The following is a 20,243-nucleotide window of genomic DNA, read 5'->3' as shown; positions in this document are numbered from 1 at the left end:
CGCGGGCTGTCCGAGACGGAGGTATCCCAGTCCGACCTCTCGCAGTGTGGTCAGGCTCCGCGCTGCGTTGGCGATATCGGTAAGAAACTCCGAGGCCTCATCGACGGTCATCGCGAGCACGTCGGCGATCGTGCGGTCGCGATAGCGCACCTCGAGTGTCTCCTCGGAGTACCGCGCTCCTTGACACGTCGGGCATGTGGCGTATGTGCCCGGCAGGAACAACAATTCGACCGACACGAACCCCTCCCCCTGACAGGTGGGGCAGCGACCTTCGGCCACGTTGAACGAAAACCGGCCCGCTGTCCAACCGCGGCGACGCGCCTTGGAGGTCGCAGCGAATTCGCGGCGCACGGCGTCGAACAAGCCGGTGTAGGTCGCCAGCGTCGAGCGCGGTGTGCGTCCGATCGGGCGCTGGTCGACAGATACCAGCCGGTTGATCTCCTCCACTCCCGCAGCCGTCACACCGACGCTCGCGTCGCGATCGAGATCGACGATCCCGGTGTCGGTTCCGTCGTCGGAGTCGGCCGGCTCGGCAGCGCGTCCCGCGCCGAGATGGCTGTTCACGACATCGCCGAGGACCTTGACGACGAGGGTCGACTTGCCTGAACCGGACACTCCGGTGACGGCGGTGTACACACCCAGGGGCAGGTCCACATCGAGGTCTCTCAAATTGTGGAAGCAAATCCCGCGCAACCCCAGCCGCCCGGACTGCGTGCGGGGTTGACGAGACGGCAGCCTGGCCCCCTCGAAAAGGTACCTACGAGTGACCGACCCCTCGACGTCGGCGAGACCCGGCACCGGGCCGCTGTAGAGCACGTCCCCGCCAAGCTCCCCCGCCCCGGGTCCAACGTCGACGATCCAGTCGGCACGGCGTACCACGTCCATGTCGTGCTCGACCACGAATAACGAATTGCCCGCGCGCCGAAGGCGATCGAGCACGTCGAGTAGCGGTTCGGCGTCGGCGGGGTGCAGTCCAGCTGACGGCTCGTCGAGCACATAGAGCACGCCGAACAAGCCGGCGCGCAGTTGAGTGGCCAGCCGCAACCGCTGCAGTTCGCCGGGTGACACCGTCGGAGTCCGGCGACTCAGCGTGAGATAGCCCAGGCCGAGATCGATGAGTATCTGCAGGCGTGCGACGAGGTCGGCGGCGATCATAGTCGCCACTTCCGTCAGCTCACCGGACTTCGTGGACTCATAAGCGGCGGCGGCATCGGTCCGCGAAGCCGTCGGGCGCAACGTGTCAGCAAGGTCGGCCAACGGCATCGCCGCGTAGTCGGCGATGGTGCGCCCGGCGAATGTCACCTTCAGCGCTTCCGCACGCAGCCCGGAACCGTCGCATAATGGGCACTCGACGCTGTCGACGAATTGCAGCACGCGGCGACGCATCATCGCGCTATGGGAGTTGGCCAGCGTGTGGCGGACGTGGCGTTCGGCGCTGGAGAATGTGCCGTTGTAGTAATAGTCGGCCTGCACGGGGTGTTGGCCCGGATCGATTTCGACTGTTGGTTGCTCGTCGGTGAACAGAATCCAATTGCGTTGGCGCTTAGGAAGTTTTCGCCATGGCTTGTCGATGTCGTAGCCCAGCGTGATCAGGATGTCGCGCAGGTTCTGCCCCTGCCAGGCGCCCGGCCATGCGGCGACGGCGCCTTCGCGGATGGTTAGCGACGGGTCTGGCACCAGTGTCTCTTCGGTCACCCGGTGGATCCGTCCCAGCCCGTGACATTCTGGGCACGCCCCAACCGCGGTGTTCGGGGAGAACGCATCGGAGTCCAGACGTTCCGTGGCCCCGCGCGGGTAGGTTCCGGCGCGGGAGGACAGCATCCTCAGCAAATTCGACAGGGTGGTGACGGTGCCGACCGTCGACCGCGACGTCGCCGAACCCCGACGCTGCTGCAATGCGACGGCAGGCGGTAGTCCGGTGATGTCATCTACCTTTGGCGCGCCGGTTGGCAATAGCAGGCGACGGGCGTACGGAGCGACCGATTCAAAATAGCGGCGCTGGGCCTCGGCATAGATCGTCCCGAAGGCCAACGACGATTTGCCGGACCCGGAGATCCCGGTGAACGCGACCAGCGCGTCACGCGGCGCTACGACATCGACACCCCGTAGATTGTGGACCCGCGTCCCGTAAACGCGCACACAAGGGTCGATGTCGTCCGTGCCTCTGGAGGACTCTGTCATCGTGCTCGAAGGAATACCCGTGCTGCCGCCCCGCAAGCACGATGGCTGCTGCTCGACCACCGGGTCCGACGCCTCAATCGTTCCCGTGTCGGCCTTTCCGTGGTTAATTGCACGGTCGGACGCTGGCAGCGCACCTACGGGGGGTCGGCAAGCGCTCGCGACGCGAACTCGCTGCCGAGTACGCCCGCCGCTACACCACTGAGATCCGCCGACCTCACCCCGATCGTATCGGCGCTGTCGAGCGGGGGGCGCTCCGCTGCTCTGTGTCGAGCGCAACCCTGAGGCCTGCCACCGCTCGTTGATAGCCCAGCGGCTGAGCGAGCAGCACTGCGTCGCGATCGAACACCTGCGCCCCTTGTGACGAGTGATACCTGAGATTGTCAGGACGCCCAACTATCCCCAGAGGTGCAGCGGCCAATCATTATCGACGACACCTCGGCCCCCTTCGATGAGGAAGACGGTGACTTCCAGCTTTACTCGTTCCTCAGGAGCGGTATCCTTTCTGCCATGCAGAGACCCGCACGGCAGCGACAAATGGACCAAGTAGGCGCCGCTAAACCGCCACAATATCCGATTGAGTCTGTCGACAACGCGCTCCGCCTAATCCTGCTCCTGGGAGAGCAATCCGAGGTCCGCCTCACCGACGCAAGCGAGTATCTGCAGGTGGCATCATCAACTGCGCATCGCCTGTTATCGATGCTTCAGTATCGCGGGTTTGTCCGGCAAGATCCGAGCAGCAAGGCTTACCAGCCCGGATCGGCCTTGACCGGGGTGGCGTTCGCTGTTTACGCCAGGATGGATATACCGCGCACCGCCGCTCCGATTCTGCGCCAGCTCAGCGACACGCTGCAAGAGACGGTGCACATAGGAACGCTGGACGGCAGAATGGTCCGCTTCATCGCGGCACTCGAGAGCCCTTCCGCCGTACGGGTGGTATCGCGCCTGGGTAAGACAATGCCTGCACACTGCACATCCACAGGTAAAGCCATGCTCGCCGGCTTATCTGACGAAGAGCTTCACAATCTGTACCCCGACCCAAATTTGGAGCAACTCACCCAGCATTCCGTGTCCACCCTCACTGAACTGTGCACTCAGTTGGCAGAAGTCAGAAAGAACGGGTTCTCGACCAGTCGGGAGGAAAGCGAAGAAGGTGTCGCATCCGTCGCTGTGCCCATTCCCACAAGAGGTCCCGAGATGAGGCTGGCACTCAATGCATCAGCGCCGAGCTATCGATTACGGCCGTCCCACATCCGCAAAGTCGGCGGCACGTTGACAGAAGCCGCCCGCGAGCTCGCTACGAAGCTGGCCTGATTACATCTGGACAGACGAGAAAGACGAGATTGAGATGCCTTCCGCACCGGACCTCCCTGCCTTCGTAGCGACAATCGATGAGTATCTACGCTTGGAACAGTGTCATACGCCAGCCGAACAAATGTTCGCTACCGTCCTGACGGACGACTTTCAAATCGGTTTTCGTGGCGGCCACCAATGGAAAGGCCTTGACGGTCTGCAGATGTATCTGGACCAACGGAACGGGATCTTTGATGAACGCCTCGAACTACGCCAAGTACTTTCCTACGTCCCCGCCAAGGAGGATGTCGTCGAGCTGACGACACGAATTGAGTTCTTCTTCCGTCGCTGGAGAGCGCCATCGCCGGTCAGCGAAGAATTCAACGGCGCGGCCTTTCACACGTGGCTGATCCGAATCACCGACAGTAAATTGCGCGTGGCACGTGTGATTATCGATGGATTTGCAAATCTCAACGACAATGCAAGGGTGGCGTTTGCTATTCCAGATGAAGGTTTCGACGAGTAACAATTGCGCACTTCGACCATCTCATGGGCAAGCGTCAACGTCAGTGCACGCGTGCTCTTCGGAGGCGAACACCGATGGAAGGGGACACGCGCCGCGGGTCCGCGTTCGCGATGATCATGCCGGCGGCGTCGGGGACGTGCTGGCGCTTCTGCTGTAGCCGGATGTCAGCGGCCGCGATGACCGCGGGCATCCATTCCCCGGCCGGGTTCAGCGCCGTGCCCCCAGGCCCGCGCGGTCTGCTCGGCGTTGAGTGGCTCACCAAGCGCGCCGCATGCTCTTCGCCAGCGCTGTCGCGCCATCGCGCCTCACCCGAGTAAGCCAGGAAACCACCGGCCGCACAACGCCGTTGGCCAGCGCCTCGGGCATAACCGTAGGTGTGGTCGGCCTGCGAGCGCATCAGACCTTCGCCGTCGGGCTCATAGGTGACGAACGGGATCGGGCTGTCGTCGCTGCCAACGGTGTACCCGTCAACGAGAGTCGGCGGGTCGCGTCGTTGAAGGCCTCGCGGATGGCGTCGCCCCAACTCTTCGCGTCGCCGCCGTGGTGGATCTCGTCGAACCCGACAAGCGTTCGGTAGTTCTCGGTGCGCACCCGGTGTTGGGTGGGGCAGCTGGCCACCTTTGCGCAAGTGACGACGACGTGATACTCCGACGACGTCTGCGCAGTAGAGTTGCTGAACTTCGGATGGAGCGCGATGCCGACCCTCGCGGCGGCCAGCGCCCATGGCGTTTTCAGGTGTTCGGCCGGCACGACGACGGTGAGCCGTTCGAGGGTGGCGTCGGCCAACAGCTCTCCTGCGACGCGCAGGGCAAACGCCGTCTTACCTGCGCCCGGGGTGGCGACTGCAAGGAAATCGCGTGGCTTGGCGCCGAGATACCGTACCAATGCCGACGCTGCCAGCCCCGCAAATCCTGGGTGTCGGGCGCTGCGTTAGCCCGCACCCAAAGCTCCTCACTGATCGGACAGGAGCCTAGCGCAAGGGATTACGGGTTCGCATCTCCACTGGAGAACAAGTCGTCCGGTCAACGTTTCGGTGGGCCGAAGGCGAACCGGTACCGGTTGGCCGTCCGCGCGCAGCGGAATATGGGAATGATTGAGCGACCTGGGCCGTGTCCGAGCAGCAAACACTATGCTTGCCGGGCGGCAGGGTGGCTACTCACCTGGTCGCCGAACACGACATGCGGATGGTCGCGGGTGCGGACTGGGTGATCGACCTGGGACCGGGCGCGGGTAATGACGGCGGACGAGTCGTCGCGGCAGGCCCGCCGCAGAAGGTGGCACGCGCGAAGCGCAGCCGCACGGCACCCTATCTGGCAAAGCGCTTGGCGCCGAGTGCTAGTCGATGATGAAATTGTCGTTCTTGATGAACCATTCCCGACGCTCTTCGTCGGTCACGGTGTGTAGCTGCGTCATGCCCTCGAAGTACTGCTCGCGTGGCGCGCCCGGTTGTCCATGCGGTGATCCGCCAGCGCGAACACGATCGCCGCCGACCACCCAGTTCCTGTCCACCGAAGGAACATCGCCTGTCCCAGAAGCGATCCGAGCAGAACTGGACCGCGCCACCACCGTCGCCGGGGTCAACCACCTCACCCACCGCAAAAAATGCGCCACCACACTGGTCAACGCCGAAGTGCCCCATGCAGTCGTTGTTGGCGCGGCTCGCATACAACACCGGGCGGAGTCCCGGCTCAGCTCGCTCACGGAACGCACGCTGGCTAACCTTCTAATCACGTCGTCGGGTACCACCGCTGGCAAGAGCTTCTCCGCGTAGAGCCACGTAGGGACCTGTGAAATCGCGTGCTTTATAGACGACATGGCTCGGCACGGTGCGTAACCGGTTAGCGCTCAGGGGTGCAAGTGTCGGCGACGCCGAAGGCGTCGGCGAAGCTAGTGTTGCCCATGCTCTCCCTCTGGCTGGCGTCCACCGCAGCCAGTAGGCGGGAGTTCTCGATGACGATCATCTCCACGTCACGCGCGTCGTCGGCATAGTGGCGATGCCAGATCCACGGCGGCGTATACACGAAGTTGCCCGCGCTCCACCGCACGCGTTGATCGCCGATCTCCGACCAACCCGAGCCATGTTGCACGAAGTGAACCGACTCATGTACGTGTCGATGAAGGTCACTGGCCTCGCCCGCGGGGATCTTCTGAAGAAAAAACTCAATGGAGCGGGCGGGTATTCGTAGGAGCAACCCAATTTGAGATGGGCTTCCGGTCTGGATCCAGTGCGCCTCGGCGGAGCTAACGACGAGGTGCTCCTCACCCACGTGCTGGCTGTCGCGGCCTCCTGCTCGCGCCATACTCTTGGAGAATTCGTCTAACTCGTCACGAGATAGGGTCATCGATCAGGCTCCTCCGAAAATTCCTTCGCTGAGTCAGCAGAGCGGCTTTGCGGGGATTTCCCACCACGATCATCCTGACCTCGCACGTGGGAAATCAGCGGTCCAACCTGGGTACCGGTCATGCGGTGTTCCATCGCCCATGGAATCTGGCGACGTACGCGAGGATTCGCCGGCATGCCATAAAACATCTGTCCGGCGGTGATCACCGAGGCCGCCAGCGATGCCGACAGTGCACGCCAAGGTCAGCATCGGCGAAGATCACCGACACGCCCATCACAGGAGAGTGCTATGCGCATGCGCTTCTCGAGCGCGGCAATGCTGAGGCCGAACGTCTGCAGGACGCGCAGCTGGCCGCCACCGGTGTTGTCAATGTCAAACACGGCATGCTCGGTGTACACCCGGCTAACGCACCGAAGTCCGGTCAGTGGATAACTGCACGAAGGAACCAGTTTGGCGGTCCCGTCCTTCGCGAACAGCGTCATCATGACGAACACGCTCTTCGCGCCGATGGCGAGATCCATCGCGCCGCCGACGGCGGGTATGGCGTCAGGCGCTCCGGTGTGCCAGTTGGCGAGATCCCCGCGCTGACTGACTTGAAACGCTCCGAGCACGCAAACGTCGAGATGCCCTCCCCGCATCATGGCGAAGGAGTCGGCGTGGTGGAAGTAGGACGCCCCTGGGGTTTCGGTGACCGGGATCTTACCGGCGTTTGTCAGATCGGGATCGATTGCGTCGCCGATCGCCTCCCCACCCATACCGAGCATCCCGTTCTCGGTGTGCAAAACCACACCCGCGGCGGGGTCCAGGAAGTCAGCGACCATGGTGGGCTGCCCGATGCCGAGGTTGACGTACGAGCCTGCGGGGATGTCGCCGGCGACCATCGCTGCGATCTCGCGGCGGTCCAACGGTCCGCGATCGAGGTGCTCGACACCGGCACGGGTCGATCCGTCGAGTGCTCCGGTCACGAGGCCGCCTCCGTGGTCGTTTGGGGAATCGCGGACAGGTCGAGGACGCGGTCGACGTAGATACTGGGCGTGACGACCGTCTCGGGGTCGATCTGCCCGGTGTTGACGACGCGGGCAGCCTCGACGACGGTCAGCGATGCCGCGGTCGCCATCACCGGTCCGAAGTTGCGTGCGGTCTTGCGGTACAACAGGTTTCCGGCCCGATCGGCGACATGCGCCCCGATGAGCGCGACATCTCCGCGGATCGGGTACTCCAGCACGTAGTCGCGACCGTCGATGGTGCGGATCTCCTTACCCTCGGCCAGTGGCGTACCGACCCCCGTCGGGCAGAAGAACGCGCCGATGCCCGCGCCCGCCGCCCTGATCCGCTCGGCCAGATTGCCCTGCGGGACCACCTCGAGGTCGACCTTGCCCGCCCGGTAGAGCGCGTCGAACACGTACGAGTCGGCTTGTCGGGGAAAGGAGCAGATGACCTTGGCGACCCGACCCGCTGCCAGCAGCGCGGCCAGGCCGGTGTCGCCGTTGCCTGCGTTGTTGCTGACGATGGTGAGCTCGGCGGAACCCTGTTCGATCAACGCATTGATGAGCGTGGTGGGCATGCCCGCCATGCCGAATCCACCGACGAGAATCGTTGCGCCGTCGTTGATTCCGTCAACCGCCTCCTGGGCGGTGACGCAGATTGCGGTGCAGCTCATGATGGCGCCCCGTGGTGCTCGTCGAACTCGGGCAGGACCTCGGCGGCGATGCGGAAGGCGGAGTTGGCGTCGGGGACCCCACAGTAGATGGCGGTTTGCATCAGTAGCTCTTTGATCTCGTCGTTGCTCAGACCGTTACGGCGGGCCGCCCGCAGGTGCATCGCCAATTCCTCGAGGTGACCCCGCGCGACCAGCGCGGTCAGCGTGATCATCGAGCGGCTGCGAAGGTCAAGACCTGGGCGGGTCCAGATGGTGCCCCAGGCGTACTGGGTGATCATGTGCTGGAAGTCAGCGGTCAGGTCAGTGGTACCGGCGACCGCCCTGTCGACGTGCGCCTCGCCGAGCACCTCGCGCCGTACTGCCATTCCCGCGCGGTGCACGTCCTCGAGGGTCTTGCTCGGCGGCAGCGGTACACCGACATGCTCTGCGATGAGGCCGGCCACCCGGTCCGGAGCTTCGGCGGGGGCCAGGTGCCCGACGCCGTCAAGCACCACGAGGTCCCCGTCCTTTACGTTGGAGGCGATGCGCCGCAACGATTCCGGAGGTGTGGGGCCGTCGACGCTGCCCGCAACGGCTAGGACGGGAGTGACGATCTCGGATAGCCGGTCGGTGACGTCGAACGCCGCCAGCGCTTCGCAGACCTGCGCATAGGACTCCGCATCGGTGTGACTCAGGGCGTCCAACAACGCCGACGCGGTCCCCGGCTGCCGGTCGACAAACCCCGGCGCGAACCAGCGCTGGGCTGCGCCGGTCAGCATCGTGTCGACGCCTCCGTCGCGAACGATGACGGCGCGCGCGCGCCAGTCATCCGCGGTGCCGATGACGGCGCCGGTGCACAGCAGGGTCGCAGAACCGACCCGTTGCGGCGCATCCAGCAGCAGCCGCAGACCGACACAACCACCCACCGAATCACCGGCGTAGTGAAATGTCTCGGCACCCAGATCGTCGGCGATCACCAGCACGGCGGCCGCGAGGTCGGCGATGGTGAACGGTTGGGCGGGGCCGCCGCGACCGTGACCGGGCAGGTCCCATCCGACTACGCGGAGGCGTGCATTGAGCCGTTGGGCCACGCCGTTCCACAGAGACACCGCTGACGTACCCAGCGACGGGCCGAGCAGGAGCAGGGGCCCGTCCGCGGGCCCGCCGAGGTGGATGGCGGTGAGACGCGGAATGCTCACGTCGTGTCCTTGACGAAGCGGCGGGCCCGGCCGAGGGTCGAGTCGATCAGCCGATCCGTGGCGCCGGTGTAGCCGGGAAGCGCTGCACGACCGGTCAACTCGGTCATCGCGCGTTGTTCGGAAAGCAGGCCCCCAGCGGCGGCCAGGTTGGCCGAGGCGCGCGCCGAGTCGACCCGTAGGCCCGACACGAGGCCGGATGTGTGCGCGGCGGCGGCGACTGTGTGGCGGGCCAGTGTCCGCAAGGTGGCCCATTCCGCGTGCCAGGCGCCGTCGGAGCGTTCGTCGACGGTCGCGCCTGCGGCGGTATGCAGGATGCCGCCAAGGGGTCCGGCGGTGAGCGCGGCGCGGCGAATCAGCACCGAGCGGACCGGGTTGTTCTTGTGCGGCATGGTCGAAGAGCCGCCACCGTGCCCCTCGGCCAGCTCGCCGATCTCGGGCCTGCTGCCAGTCGCGACGTCCGCGGCGATGTGACCCCATGCGTCGCAACAAGTCACCAGCGCGTCGCCGATCCGGGTCACCTCCCACCGGGTTGTCTGCCAAGGTGGGGTGGGCGCCAGCCGCAGCGTGGCGGCCAGGCCGTCACTGAGGGCGATGGCACCGTCGACGGTTCCGGTCAATTCGGTCGCAGCCGCGAGCGTTCCCGCTGCGCCACCAACCTGCACCGGCAACGACGCCGTCAGCCCGGCGATCGGCTCGGCGGCATCCAGCACACCGGTCAGCCAGCGGGCGAACTTGGCGCCGAGTGTGCTCGGCAGTGCAGCCTGGGTCAGCGTGCGGGCGAGTGCCGATGTGTCGCGGTGTATTTCGGCCAGCCCGGACAGCGCCCGTACCTGGGTGGCAAACTCGTCGCCGATCCGGATCAGGACGTCGCGGGTGCAGAGCATCAGTGCGGTGTCGACGACGTCCTGACTCGTCAGCCCGCGATGCAGCCACCGTGCTGTCGGTTCTGCCGAACGTTCCCGCAACAGCGTCACCAGGGCGGAGACGGGGTTGCCGTCGGCGTCGGCGCCCCGGGCGATCGTCTCGGCGTCACCGTCGGCGAGCAGGTCGGTCAGGTCCGCCCGCGCCTCCCGGGGCGCGATGCCCGCGGCGACGAGTCCGTCCAGCCACGCGCGTTCCACCGCGACCATGGCCGACAGGAACGCGCCGTCGCTCATCAGGTCGCCCGCGAGATCGTCCCCCGGCCAGAACAGGTCGGTCATCGCTGGTGGCCCGGGTAACGCAGGAATACCGTCTCGGGCTTGTCCTTCGCGTCCTGCAATTGAATGTCGAAGCGTAGACCCGTTTGGTCGCGGGTGGCGATGAGCGTGTCACGACGCTCGGGCGCAAGCGTGCTCAGCAACGGATCGTTCACCAGTTGCTCGCCGGGAACGTAGGCGCGGGTGAACAACCGGTTCAGTAGCCCCCTGGCGAACACGGTGATCAGAATGAACGGCGCCGCAACGGCTTCGACGACACCGGGGACGATGGTGGTGAAGGTGTACCGCCCCGCGTCATCGGTACTGGCACGGCCCCATCCGGTGAACGTCCAGCCGTCCCGGTGCAGGGATCCGGCGGCCTTCGGGATCCTGCCGTCGGCGTCCGCCTGCCAGATCTCCAGCAGCGCATCGGGCACTCCTCGGCCGTCGGCGTCGGCGACGACGCCGTGCAACTGAACGGCGTTCGGCGTGCCCGGCGGAACCAACTCGTTGCACCTGTCGAACGGAAGTGCGTAACCGAAGAAGGGCCCGACGGTCTGGCCGGGGGTAGCGGTCAGCAACGTGCTCATCAGTATTGGCTTCCGTGGTCGGGGTTTTCGGTCGGAATGCGCGACGCTCCGGTCAACACGATGTCCCATCGGTAGCCGGTGGCCCACTCGTGGGTGCTCAGGTCGTGGTCGTAGCTGGCAACCAGGCGATCGCGTGCCTTCTGATCCGGGATCGCCTGGTAGATCGGATCGAGGCCGAACAGCGGGTCGCCCGGGAAGTACATCTGGGTGACCATCCGCTGCGTGAATTCCGTTCCGAACAGCGAGAAGTGGATGTGCGCGGGCCGCCATGCGTTGCGGTGGTTCTTCCACGGATACGGCCCCGGCTTGATGGTGGTGAACCGGTAGACGCCGGCGTCGTCGGTCAAACAGCGGCCGACGCCGGTGAAGTTTGGGTCGATAGGTGCCGGGTGCTGATCCCGCTTGTCGATGTAACGTCCGCCGGCGTTGGCCTGCCAGATCTCGACGAGCTGGCGCCGCACGGGCCGTCCTTCGCCATCGACGACCCGGCCGGTCACCACCATTCGTTCGCCGATGGGTTCTCCCGAGTGCTGGATGGTGAGGTCGGCCTCCAGTGGGTGCACGTCGCGTTCGGAGAAGCACGGCGTCCACAGCTCGACCCCTTCCGGGTCCGCGTGGTACAGATCTTTGGTCGGATGCCGGTGCAGGCTGCTCCGGTACGGCGGAAACCTTAGGCGCGGCTGCGTCTCCTCGATCCCAGCACGCTGGTACGCGGATTCGATCGCACCGATCTCCGCGCTGATCGCCTGCTGGCTCGCCATGGTGCCGTCGGGATTGCTGTCGATCATTGCTGTCACGGCGTTCACGGTACCGACTATTTCGGGGCTGACGAACGATACAATTCCACTGAGCGGAAAGGGCGCCCACAGTTGGCAGGTAACACTTCGACGCCGGGAACCACGGTCGCGTCGCGTTTGCTGGACATGCTCGGCGCCTTCGACGAGCGGCATTGCAGCCTGACCCTGTCCGAGTTGGCCCGGCGGGCCGGACTGCCGGTCGCCACCGCGCACCGCCTTGCGGCCGAGTTGGTCGCCGGCTCGGCACTGCAGCGCCGCGGCGACGGGCGGTACGTGGTGGGCCGGCTGATCTGGAACGCGGGATTGCTGGCGCCGGTGGAAGGGCGATTGCGCCAGGTGGCTGAACCGTTCCTGCACGACGTGTACGCAGCTACCCTGGCCACGGTGCACCTAGCTGTGCGCGATGGCGAAGAAGTGCTGTACCTGGAAAGGATGATGGGCCGGGCGTCCGTCCCGATCGTCAGCACCGTCGGCAGCAGGCTGCCGATGCACTGCACCGGCGTCGGCAAAGTGCTACTGGCCCATGCGCCGCGGGCCGTTCAAGACCGAGTGTTCGCCGACCTAACACGCATCACGCCGTACACCATCGTGGCGCCGACCGTGCTGTCCACGCAGATGCAGCGCATCCGTCGTGAAGGAGTGGCCACCACGATCGAGGAGATGTCGCTGGGTGCATGTTCGCTGGCGGTGCCGGTCATCCGCCAGTCCGACGACGCCATAGTCGCCGCGATCGCCGTGGTGGTACCAACGCTGAAGCGCGATCGTCAGCGACTGCTCGGCGCCCTGCAGGTCGCCGCCCGCGGCATCGGGCGGCTGCTGTGATCCGTCGGGCGCGGTCGCAGCCATCCCTGTGATGTGGGGCAGCATCTGTCGAATGGGCAAGTTGACGCGGCGGCCCCGACCGTCGAGGCCGCCCCGCCGCTTCGTTGAACAACTGAACGCGGTGTCGACGGCGCCTGATCTCATGGATGCAAGCGAGGACGACCGCGGCTGCCAGCTGATTGGGACCGCTTCTGAGCTATTTTTCCGACGATGCTGTGACCCATTTGGCAGCGAGATTTTAGGGGTCGTTGCAAGGATGGTGGTCAGTTGGCTTGTGCGAGCGGCTGATCCACAAGCGGTCGCCTCGCGATGCGTGCCGTTTACTGAGAATGTCCGTCCGGCTTTTGGGGCCCGCTAGCTGCGGGTTGAGGCGTGCGGTTGGTCGTGGTCGCGCATGCGTCAACAGGGGTGTTCACAAAGTCGTCGTGATGTGAACACCTAGACCGATCGGAGATGTCTCTGACTAGATCGAAGTGCGACACGTTGGGCGCGAATCGGAGTCCCCGGAGCGCTTACTGGATAGACGCGGATGATCTTGCCCGGCAAAGATTGGCAGAGAGACAGCGCACTCCGCAGTTTCGAATTTCAGCGGAGGACGGCAATTCCGCCCACCTCGAACCCTCAACTGCCGAACGATCACCTAAGGAATTGCACACAAGATGACCATCACGACACCGCTTGGATCCGATGCTCGGGTATGGGCCGCCGAGAATCTCCGAGGCTTCTATATGTGTCCCGTTACGCCCCTCACCGACGAGTTCGAGCTGGACGACGAAGGTCTGCGGCAGAATATCGACGCGTTTGTGGAGATGGGCTGCGCCGGCCTCGTTGTCGGCGGGTTCTTCGCCGAGGGATGGAACATGACACTGGCCGAATGGCGGCGCTACCATGAGGTAGTCGCCGATGCCACTGCCGGCCGCCTGCCGCTGTTTACGATCATTCTGGACCCGTCGGCCTACCAGGCGATCGAAAAAATGCGCTTCGTGGCGTCGCTCGGCTTCACCGGTGCCGAGATCATGAATCCATCGGTGCAGCTCAAGACCGACGATGACGTCGTCGCGTACTTCGACTTCGTGGCGCCCGCCACTGGGCTGGCGCTTGTTCTCTACCGCACGCCGGTATCTAGTTTCGTGTACAGCCACGACGCCGTCGCTCAGATCGCTGAGCACTCCAACGTCGTCGGGATCAAGAATGGCACGCTGAGCTGGACCGACAGCATCGCCTTACGCCGCCGCGTCGGGGACCGTCTTGTGATCAGCGAGCCGAATGAGCGTTATTGGGCGCATGACGCTGCACTCTTCGGGGGTCGGGTCCTTTACGGGGAGCTCTCCCTGATCCTTTACGGAAAACTGCGCCCGGAACTTCACCACTACACCGAGCTTGCGTTTGATGGTGACCTCGCGGGGGCACTGCCTGTGTCGGCGAAGCTGGACGCGATCCGCCAGGTGTACGACGACGTGCTCATCGGCCGCATCGCGGCAACGGGTTCCTACGTCGCGGCCATGCCCTATCTGAAGGCCTGGTTCGAACTGTTGGGGCTGCGTGCGGGCCCGGTGCGGCCGCCCGTCAAAGCCCTGCTGTCGGGTCCGGAGCGGGATGCTCTGCAGCAGCAACTGACGGCCGCAGGGGCCATTTGATGCGCGTCCTGATCCTGGGCGCCGGCGGGCTCGGTTCGGTCCTGGGGGGCTATTTGGCGAACATTGGCGTTGACGTCACCCTTGTCGGCAGGCCGGCGCACACCGAGGCCATCACGCACGACGGCCTGCGGATCACGGGCCGTCGCGGCGGCCTGGTGATCACTGATAACTTGAGGGCGGTCGACCAGACGGCCAAGGCCACTGGGCATTTCGATTACCTGGTCTTGGCGGTGAAAGGCAAAGATACCTCGCAAGCCCTGGCGGACGCCGCCGAGTTGCGTGATGTCGTGGGCAGCGCGTTGTCGGTGCAGAACACCGTCGAGAAAGACGCGACGCTCGCCGAGTGGCTTGGGCCCGACCGGGTGATCGGAGCCTCCACCATCGAGGGCGGCACCCTGCTTGAACCGGGCCTCGTGAGGAACCACCTCACAGCGGAGGTGACCGCTTACTTCGGCGAACTTGACGGATCATCCAGTGCGCGCGTCGACGACTTGACGGCTGCCTTCACCACTGCTGGCCTTCCTGCATTGGCGGTGGGCAACATCGAGCAGGTCGAGTGGGAAAAGCTCGCCCAAATCGCGCTGGCGGCCGCGTGGTCGGTCACGGCGCTGGGCGCAATCCCCGGCGCCTCGCTCTTCGAGGGCATGGAGGTGCCCGAGGGAGCGATGTACTTCGTCGCGCTGGCAAAAGACCTTCTCGCGGTCTACCGGGCGAAGGGTTACGAGCCGATGAACTTCTTTGCGCCTCTGTCGCGGCTGAAGGAACTCGACGCCCTCCCGACGGCCGAGGCAATCAACTTCGTCATCGAGCAGGGCAGAGTAATGCGCAAACAGGGAAACTCGGGCCACCCCTCGATGTACGAGGATGTTCTGCAACGACGTAAGACCGAGGTCGACTTCATGCTGACGCCTTACCTCGCCGCCGCTGAAGAACTGGCCATCGATGTGCCGACTCTGCGAGTCGCCTACCAGATCATCAAGACCGTCGATCGATTCCTGGCCTAACTGCTGACGCGATTCGTAGTTGACAGTCGTCGCGGCGGGATCTCGGTGCGCGCCTCGAGGAGGTCTGCGGCATGAAGTTGCTGTACAGTGGGGCGATTTCACGCATAAGTGTTCGTGACACACCGCGTCTATTCGCAAGTCATGGCCCGATTGGCCCAATGGCGCGTCGTTGTGGGGGCGCTGTCTGAAGGCGACGTTCAGGTCGCGCGCAGGGTGTGTTGCGGCGTGACGCCGAACTTGCGCCGATAGGCCGCGCCGAAGCGGCCCAGATGACCAAAGCCCCACTTCATCGCTATGTGGGCAACAGTGACGGCACCCGCGGACGACGCCGCCAATTCGGCGTGCGCACGGATTAGCCGGACTTCGCGCAGATACGTGAGCGGGGGAAGCCCGACGTGCCGTCTGAAACTCTCTTGCAGTGCGCGGACCCCGATACCAACCTCGCGAGCAAGATCGGTTGTCGTCCAACTCCTTTCGGGATGCTCCTCAATCAGGTCGAGTGCTGTCCTGAGCACTCTGGGCGGCGGCACCGCTTGTTGCTCGGCGGCGAGCGCCATGGCCTGGTAATGAGGTTGGGCGAGTAGAAACCCATGCATGAGCAAGTGTTCGAAATGTCGCCCGGTCATCGGATGGTGCACGATGCTCTCTGGGCGAGAGACCTCCCGATACAGGACCGATAGCAGCGCAAGCCAGGTACGACTGCTGCCCGCCGTGAGGTCCATGCTATGCGTGATGCTCAGCCGCCTAACCACCGGTCGTCCGAGCAGGCCCTCGAGTTCAAGTTCCAGATCCGCCCGGCTGAACTTCACGCACAGCTGGCCACAGTCGGCGGCCCACTTGATGCCAGCGGGGCGGCCCGGCAGGAACACCGCAGCCTGCGTGGGTGTCGCTTGAGCCGTGGCTGCGCCGCACCACGAATCGGCGTAGCTGGTGAGGGGGACGTTGACGTGGTAATCATCGAGCGCAGTCGAATTGACGAGCTCGACATCTGCACCGTACCGGAGATAGCCGACGGTCACGGCCCCGATTCGTGCAGCGCTGAGCTGGGCATTCAATCGCTGGCCGCGCCGAGAGAACCGGAGACGGTGCGGCGTGAAAATTTCCGAAGCGAGGTGCTCGGCCGCGCTCAACTGTTGGGTGCGTACGGTCTGTCAACGACGGCCGAAAATTGACCCCCTTTCGACGGTTGAAAATTGACCCCCTTGGTGTTCATTCTTCGGTGGCCGATCCCGGGACTCGCCCGAGATCGCGGTCTTTGATGCGGTAAGAGTCGCCCTTGAGGGCGATCACTTCGGCGTGGTGGACCAGTCGGTCGATCATGGCGGCGGCCACGACGTCGTCGCCGAATACCTCACCCCAACGGCCGAACGGTTTGTTCGAGGTGACGATCAGGCTGGCCCGTTCGTAGCGGGAGGACACCAGCTGGAAAAACAGGTTGGCGGCCTCGGGTTCGAAGGGGATGTAACCGACCTCATCGACCACGATCAGCGGGTAGCGGCCGAGTCGGATGAGTTCGTGTTGCAGCCGGCCGCTGTGGTGGGCCTCGGCCAGCCGTGCTACCCACTCCGAAGCGGTGGCGAACAGCACCCGGTGGCCAGCCTGACATGCCCGGATCGCGATACCGATGGCCAGATGCGTCTTGCCGGTGCCTGGCGGGCCAAGGAAGACGACGTTGTCTTTGGCGACCACGAAGTCCAACGTCCCGAGGTGCGCGATGAGGTCGCGTTTGAGACCGCGGGCGTGATCGAAGTCGAACTCCTCCAGCGACTTTCGTGAAGGGAACCGGGCGGCGCGGATCCGTCCCTCCCCGCCATGGGACTCCCGTGCAGAGACCTCGCGCTGCAGACAGGCGACCAGAAATTCTTCATGGGTCCAGGACTCGGCGCGGGCCCGCTCGGCCAGTCGGGCCACCGCCTCACGCATTGTCGGCGCTTTCAGGGCGCGGGTGAGGAACCCGATCTCAGCGCTTAGATCCCGATTGGTCGCCGACACCGCAGTGGGCTTGGGTGTTGTTTTGGTGGTCATGACACCAGCCCGCCTTCGCCGAGGTCGATCCCCAAAGCTGCGTCGTAGTCAGCCAGGCGGCGCTGCTCGACCATCACTTGTTCTTCATGCTCACGCACCGGCCGGAGGGCACCGATGCGGTTGTGGCGCAGCATGTTCGCCGCCTCACGATGCTCGGGGTCAGTGATGGTTTGGTGCCAAGCCCATGCCCGTTCGTGGTCGGCGACCGTCTTGCCGTCACAAAACACCTGCACCCGATCCAGATCCGCGATGACTTCGATGCGCCGCCCGATCACCCCCGGGTGCACCGAGTAGTCATTGGAATCCAACCGGATGTAGTGATCCCGTGCCAGGCGGGTGGAGTTACGCCAGCCCACCTGCGGAGCCACCGGCGGCAACACCAGCATCGCCTGGCGGTCCGCGCCGATCCGATCCGTTGGGGCACATCCCAACACCCGGCGCCGTCGCGCGTTGACGATCTGCAACCACTTGTCGAACTGATGATTGAAATCACCAGGGCCACTGAAGGTTCGCCCCGGCAGAAAGGACCGCTCGAAATAGTCATGAGCCCGTTCGACGATGCCCTTGTGTTCGGGTTCGCGCGGCTTGAGCACCACCACCTTGGTGCCCAACACCCCGCGGAACGCCTGGCAGTCTCTGGTCAGTTCGCTCCGGCCCGACCGCCACCGCCCGACCGCACCCTCCCCATCCCAGACCAGGGTGCGTGGCACCGCACCGAGGGCGCTGATGAGCTGCCACCACCCGGCGAACAGGTCCTCAGCACGCCGTGACGGCAGCAGAATCGCTGAGAGCCACCGCGAATACCCCAGCACCATCGTCAGCACCGGCAACTGCATCGGCGAGCGGGTCTGGCCGTAGCCGACCGGGATCGTGGTCGGCGGGAACCACAAGTCGCACTGCGCGATATCACCGGCGTCATACGTGGTGCGCCCGGCCGGATCGGGCGGCAGATACGCCGGCCGCAGCTCCCGGACCCGCTCGTTGAACACCGTCATCCCACGCGACCAGCCGACCCGCTCAGCGATCACCGAGGCCGGCATCATCGGGACCTGCAACAGCTGGGCTCGAATCGCGTCCTCGAACGCATCCACCGCCGACCCCGCCGGTTTGCGCTCATACTTCGGCGGGCCATCAGCAGCCAGCGCCGCCCGTACCGTGTTCCGCGAGATCCCCAACGTCCTGGCGATCAACTTGATCGGCAACCCCTCCGCTCGATGCAGCCTGCGGATCTCAGCCCAATCCTCCACTGACAACAACTCCCTTCTCCTCTCGGCTCATAAGCCGAGACTCAGATGAAGGGGGTCAAAATTCGGGCGTCGACACGGGGTCAGTTTTCAGGCGACGCCGACAACTCCTTTGGCGCATAGCAAGAGTAGAGGCATAAGCCTACTCGACTGCCGAGTGACGCTCGCTCGCACGATCCGGTGGAGCGGTAAGCGAAATCGCCTGTGCCGGAGTCCGGCTCGAATGGGTTGACCGACAGCGGTGCGTGAGGCTAATTTCTGGAAATCCATCCAGGAGCTACCGCTCACCTTTTACGACGGCGCATTCGACACGACCGCGGTTCAATGCGCCCGGTCTGACTGGGCCGAGCGCGGGGACGATCGTCCTGACGGCTGTGCTCGCCGGACTCCGGGCCGACGAACTGGTGCGCGCCGATGTTGGCGATATCCGTATCCCGCGTCGGGATCGTCTCGACTCCCACGGAGGTGTGCGCGAAGCGGTGCAGCTCGACGCGAATGGAACACCGCCGACGAGATGAGCGTAGGACACTCTTGCGGACGACGCGAAAGAGGCCCCAGAAGCCGGCCGTGCCCCATTTCCGCGCACATCTCTTATGTCAGGTATATCTAGCCCAGCATCTTATATGCGTTGTGTTGCAACGGCTTTCAGTTGCACTTTGTTGCTTATAACTAGACCGGCTCGGTAATTGCAGCCTGGCACGGCAATACTTGACGCTTCCCCGGCTGACTCACGCGCGGTAATTGATCTGATAAATCAGCGCCGGCCGCATAGATCGGACAAGGTGCCGGCCCCCCACCGGGGAACTGGCACTGCGGTGCCCGGCAAGTGCGACTATGGACGTTACATTGCTGCACTTAGAAATCCGACTACTAGCGGATGTGAGGCCTCGCGGCATGCTCGACGTCTCTACCCGAGGAGCTGTCGGCCCGGCGGCTATCGCCAGCTTTTCGATCACCACGTCTGTCCGCGCCATGGGGGGGTTACCGGCAAACTACACCAATACCGATTATAGTGCTATTTTGCAACGTGATTCGGCAACTACATCATACCGGCCGCGAGTTCTCCGACCTCCTCCTCTCCGAACGCGGCACCGGACTCGACTGGCGTCATCCAGCCGATTCGGTCAAAGAGAATTCTATTTCGGCGGGATGGCGGGCGGGGGGTAAACGCCGCGCAATATCCAAGGGAGCCAGTTGACGCCGAACTCGATCTCATCGCTGGCGTCATAGTCCGGGCTTGGGTCAATCGGAACGTTCTCGGTTTTCCCCTCTGGAGGCGGGTGTACTGTAACCGGCTGTCCATAGACAGCAACCACCACGCTGCGATCCAAACTGTTTTCCGACCACACTCCGATATCGGTGTTGGCGCAGTCAGACATGATGCCGACGTAGGCGGGGTTGGGGTACCACTGGTTGAGTATTTCGATGCCGTTGATCGCGGCGGCGGGGTTGATCGCGACGGTTTCACTTACTTTGCCTTTGAATCCGGCGGCATCGGCGCGGCTTTCCGGCGTCGACCCGTCGGAGCCTAGGTCCCCGTCGAGTGCGCGATTGTTCAGCAGATCGCGGCTCTGCCATTGGGCCGCCAATTGCAGTTGTGGATTGATCTTCACGTCGTTGGTGCATCCGGCTTGATGCTGAATCGTGTAGACGTTTGCGACGACTCCGTCGTTGAGCCTCTTGTTGTCGGCGCTTGCGGTGGGTATCGCCAGCGCTGCATAGGCCCCAAACGCGGCCAATGTGGGCACTGCTAATGCTTTGGGACGCAA

The 20,243-nt window shown here is 64.4% G+C and carries 17 protein-coding genes and 3 pseudogenes; 6 read left to right on the top strand and 14 right to left on the bottom strand.

What is annotated here, in order from left to right; all coding sequences use genetic code 11:
* On the bottom strand, window positions 1-2,181 hold a 2,181-nt coding region (locus AC5Y42_RS22450), incomplete at its 3' end, for an excinuclease ABC subunit UvrA (protein WP_499900766.1).
* A 507-nt stretch (window positions 2,182-2,688) separates the two neighbouring features.
* Here AC5Y42_RS22450 and AC5Y42_RS22445 point away from each other — a divergent pair.
* Together AC5Y42_RS22445 and AC5Y42_RS22440 are read left to right on the top strand one after the other, a co-directional pair.
* The gene (locus tag AC5Y42_RS22445) at window positions 2,689-3,492 is read left to right on the top strand and encodes an IclR family transcriptional regulator (protein ID WP_499900770.1); all 804 of its coding nucleotides are present in this window, start codon (window positions 2,689-2,691) and stop codon (window positions 3,490-3,492) included.
* 34 nt (window positions 3,493-3,526) lie between these two features.
* Complete coding sequence (locus AC5Y42_RS22440) at window positions 3,527-3,997, top strand: hypothetical protein (RefSeq protein ID WP_499900765.1); 471 nt, start codon at window positions 3,527-3,529, stop codon at window positions 3,995-3,997.
* 106 nt (window positions 3,998-4,103) lie between these two features.
* On the opposite strand, the pseudogene AC5Y42_RS22435 reads toward AC5Y42_RS22440, so the two are convergent.
* Window positions 4,104-4,938 (bottom strand): annotated as a pseudogene (locus AC5Y42_RS22435) (DEAD/DEAH box helicase); the annotation flags it as partial.
* 213 nt (window positions 4,939-5,151) lie between these two features.
* On the opposite strand from AC5Y42_RS22435, the pseudogene AC5Y42_RS22430 reads away from it, so the two are divergent.
* Window positions 5,152-5,343 (top strand): annotated as a pseudogene (locus tag AC5Y42_RS22430) (hypothetical protein); the annotation flags it as partial.
* Here the strand turns inward: AC5Y42_RS22430 and AC5Y42_RS22425 are convergent.
* The 8 genes and pseudogenes from AC5Y42_RS22425 to pcaH all read right to left on the bottom strand — a co-directional run.
* Window positions 5,333-5,443 (bottom strand): annotated as a pseudogene (locus AC5Y42_RS22425) (cupin domain-containing protein); the annotation flags it as partial. The pseudogenes AC5Y42_RS22430 and AC5Y42_RS22425 overlap by 11 nt on opposite strands.
* 392 nt (window positions 5,444-5,835) lie before the next feature.
* Window positions 5,836-6,339 carry a cupin domain-containing protein gene (locus tag AC5Y42_RS22420; protein ID WP_499900764.1) on the bottom strand — a complete coding sequence of 168 codons (504 nt, stop codon included), beginning with the start codon at window positions 6,337-6,339 and terminating at the stop codon, window positions 5,836-5,838.
* A gap of 242 nt (window positions 6,340-6,581) precedes the next feature.
* The gene (locus AC5Y42_RS22415; protein WP_499900769.1) at window positions 6,582-7,220 is read right to left on the bottom strand and encodes a CoA-transferase; all 639 of its coding nucleotides are present in this window, start codon (window positions 7,218-7,220) and stop codon (window positions 6,582-6,584) included.
* Between the two features lie 80 nt (window positions 7,221-7,300).
* Entirely contained in the window at window positions 7,301-7,999 is a 699-nt protein-coding gene (locus AC5Y42_RS22410) for a 3-oxoacid CoA-transferase subunit A (protein WP_499900763.1), read from the bottom strand.
* Complete coding sequence (gene pcaDC / locus AC5Y42_RS22405; RefSeq protein WP_499900762.1) at window positions 7,996-9,177, bottom strand: bifunctional 3-oxoadipate enol-lactonase/4-carboxymuconolactone decarboxylase PcaDC; 1,182 nt, start codon at window positions 9,175-9,177, stop codon at window positions 7,996-7,998. Before pcaDC ends, AC5Y42_RS22410 begins: the two co-directional genes overlap by 4 nt.
* Window positions 9,174-10,379, bottom strand: coding sequence for a lyase family protein (locus AC5Y42_RS22400; protein ID WP_499900761.1), 1,206 nt, complete (start codon window positions 10,377-10,379; stop codon window positions 9,174-9,176). The genes pcaDC and AC5Y42_RS22400 overlap by 4 nt, the downstream gene beginning before the upstream one ends.
* Complete coding sequence (gene pcaG / locus AC5Y42_RS22395; protein ID WP_499900760.1) at window positions 10,376-10,945, bottom strand: protocatechuate 3,4-dioxygenase subunit alpha; 570 nt, start codon at window positions 10,943-10,945, stop codon at window positions 10,376-10,378. The genes AC5Y42_RS22400 and pcaG overlap by 4 nt, the downstream gene beginning before the upstream one ends.
* Entirely contained in the window at window positions 10,945-11,742 is a 798-nt protein-coding gene (gene pcaH / locus AC5Y42_RS22390; RefSeq protein ID WP_499900759.1) for a protocatechuate 3,4-dioxygenase subunit beta, read from the bottom strand. Before pcaH ends, pcaG begins: the two co-directional genes overlap by 1 nt.
* Before the next feature lie 72 nt (window positions 11,743-11,814).
* On the opposite strand from pcaH, the gene AC5Y42_RS22385 reads away from it, so the two are divergent.
* The 3 genes from AC5Y42_RS22385 to AC5Y42_RS22375 all read left to right on the top strand — a co-directional run bounded on the left by AC5Y42_RS22385 (window position 11,815) and on the right by AC5Y42_RS22375 (window position 15,205).
* Window positions 11,815-12,564 carry an IclR family transcriptional regulator gene (locus tag AC5Y42_RS22385; RefSeq protein ID WP_499900758.1) on the top strand — a complete coding sequence of 250 codons (750 nt, stop codon included), beginning with the start codon at window positions 11,815-11,817 and terminating at the stop codon, window positions 12,562-12,564.
* Window positions 12,565-13,223: 659 nt separating this feature from the next.
* Window positions 13,224-14,201 (top strand): dihydrodipicolinate synthase family protein, encoded by a 978-nt coding sequence (locus tag AC5Y42_RS22380; protein ID WP_499900757.1) that lies wholly within the window; start codon window positions 13,224-13,226, stop codon window positions 14,199-14,201.
* Complete coding sequence (locus AC5Y42_RS22375) at window positions 14,201-15,205, top strand: ketopantoate reductase family protein (protein WP_499900756.1); 1,005 nt, start codon at window positions 14,201-14,203, stop codon at window positions 15,203-15,205. The genes AC5Y42_RS22380 and AC5Y42_RS22375 overlap by 1 nt, the downstream gene beginning before the upstream one ends.
* Before the next feature lie 197 nt (window positions 15,206-15,402).
* On the opposite strand, the gene AC5Y42_RS22370 is transcribed toward AC5Y42_RS22375, so the two are convergent.
* The 4 genes from AC5Y42_RS22370 to AC5Y42_RS22355 form a co-directional block, all read right to left on the bottom strand.
* A complete protein-coding gene (locus tag AC5Y42_RS22370; RefSeq protein WP_499900755.1) occupies window positions 15,403-16,335 on the bottom strand; it encodes an AraC family transcriptional regulator in 933 nt (310 codons plus the stop codon).
* A 79-nt stretch (window positions 16,336-16,414) separates the two neighbouring features.
* Complete coding sequence (istB, locus tag AC5Y42_RS22365; RefSeq protein ID WP_499900754.1) at window positions 16,415-17,230, bottom strand: IS21-like element helper ATPase IstB; 816 nt, start codon at window positions 17,228-17,230, stop codon at window positions 16,415-16,417.
* On the bottom strand, window positions 17,227-18,486 hold the full coding sequence (istA, locus tag AC5Y42_RS22360; protein ID WP_499900753.1) for an IS21 family transposase: 1,260 nt from the start codon (window positions 18,484-18,486) through the stop codon (window positions 17,227-17,229). Before istA ends, istB begins: the two co-directional genes overlap by 4 nt.
* A gap of 1,124 nt (window positions 18,487-19,610) precedes the next feature.
* Window positions 19,611-20,243, bottom strand: coding sequence for a CAP domain-containing protein (locus AC5Y42_RS22355; RefSeq protein ID WP_420029352.1), 633 nt, complete (start codon window positions 20,241-20,243; stop codon window positions 19,611-19,613).

The sequence above is a fragment of the Mycobacterium sp. NGS48 genome, from assembly GCF_059812585.1.
The sequence above is the reverse complement of the archived record's forward strand: the minus strand, read 5'-3'. Positions and strand labels throughout refer to the sequence as shown.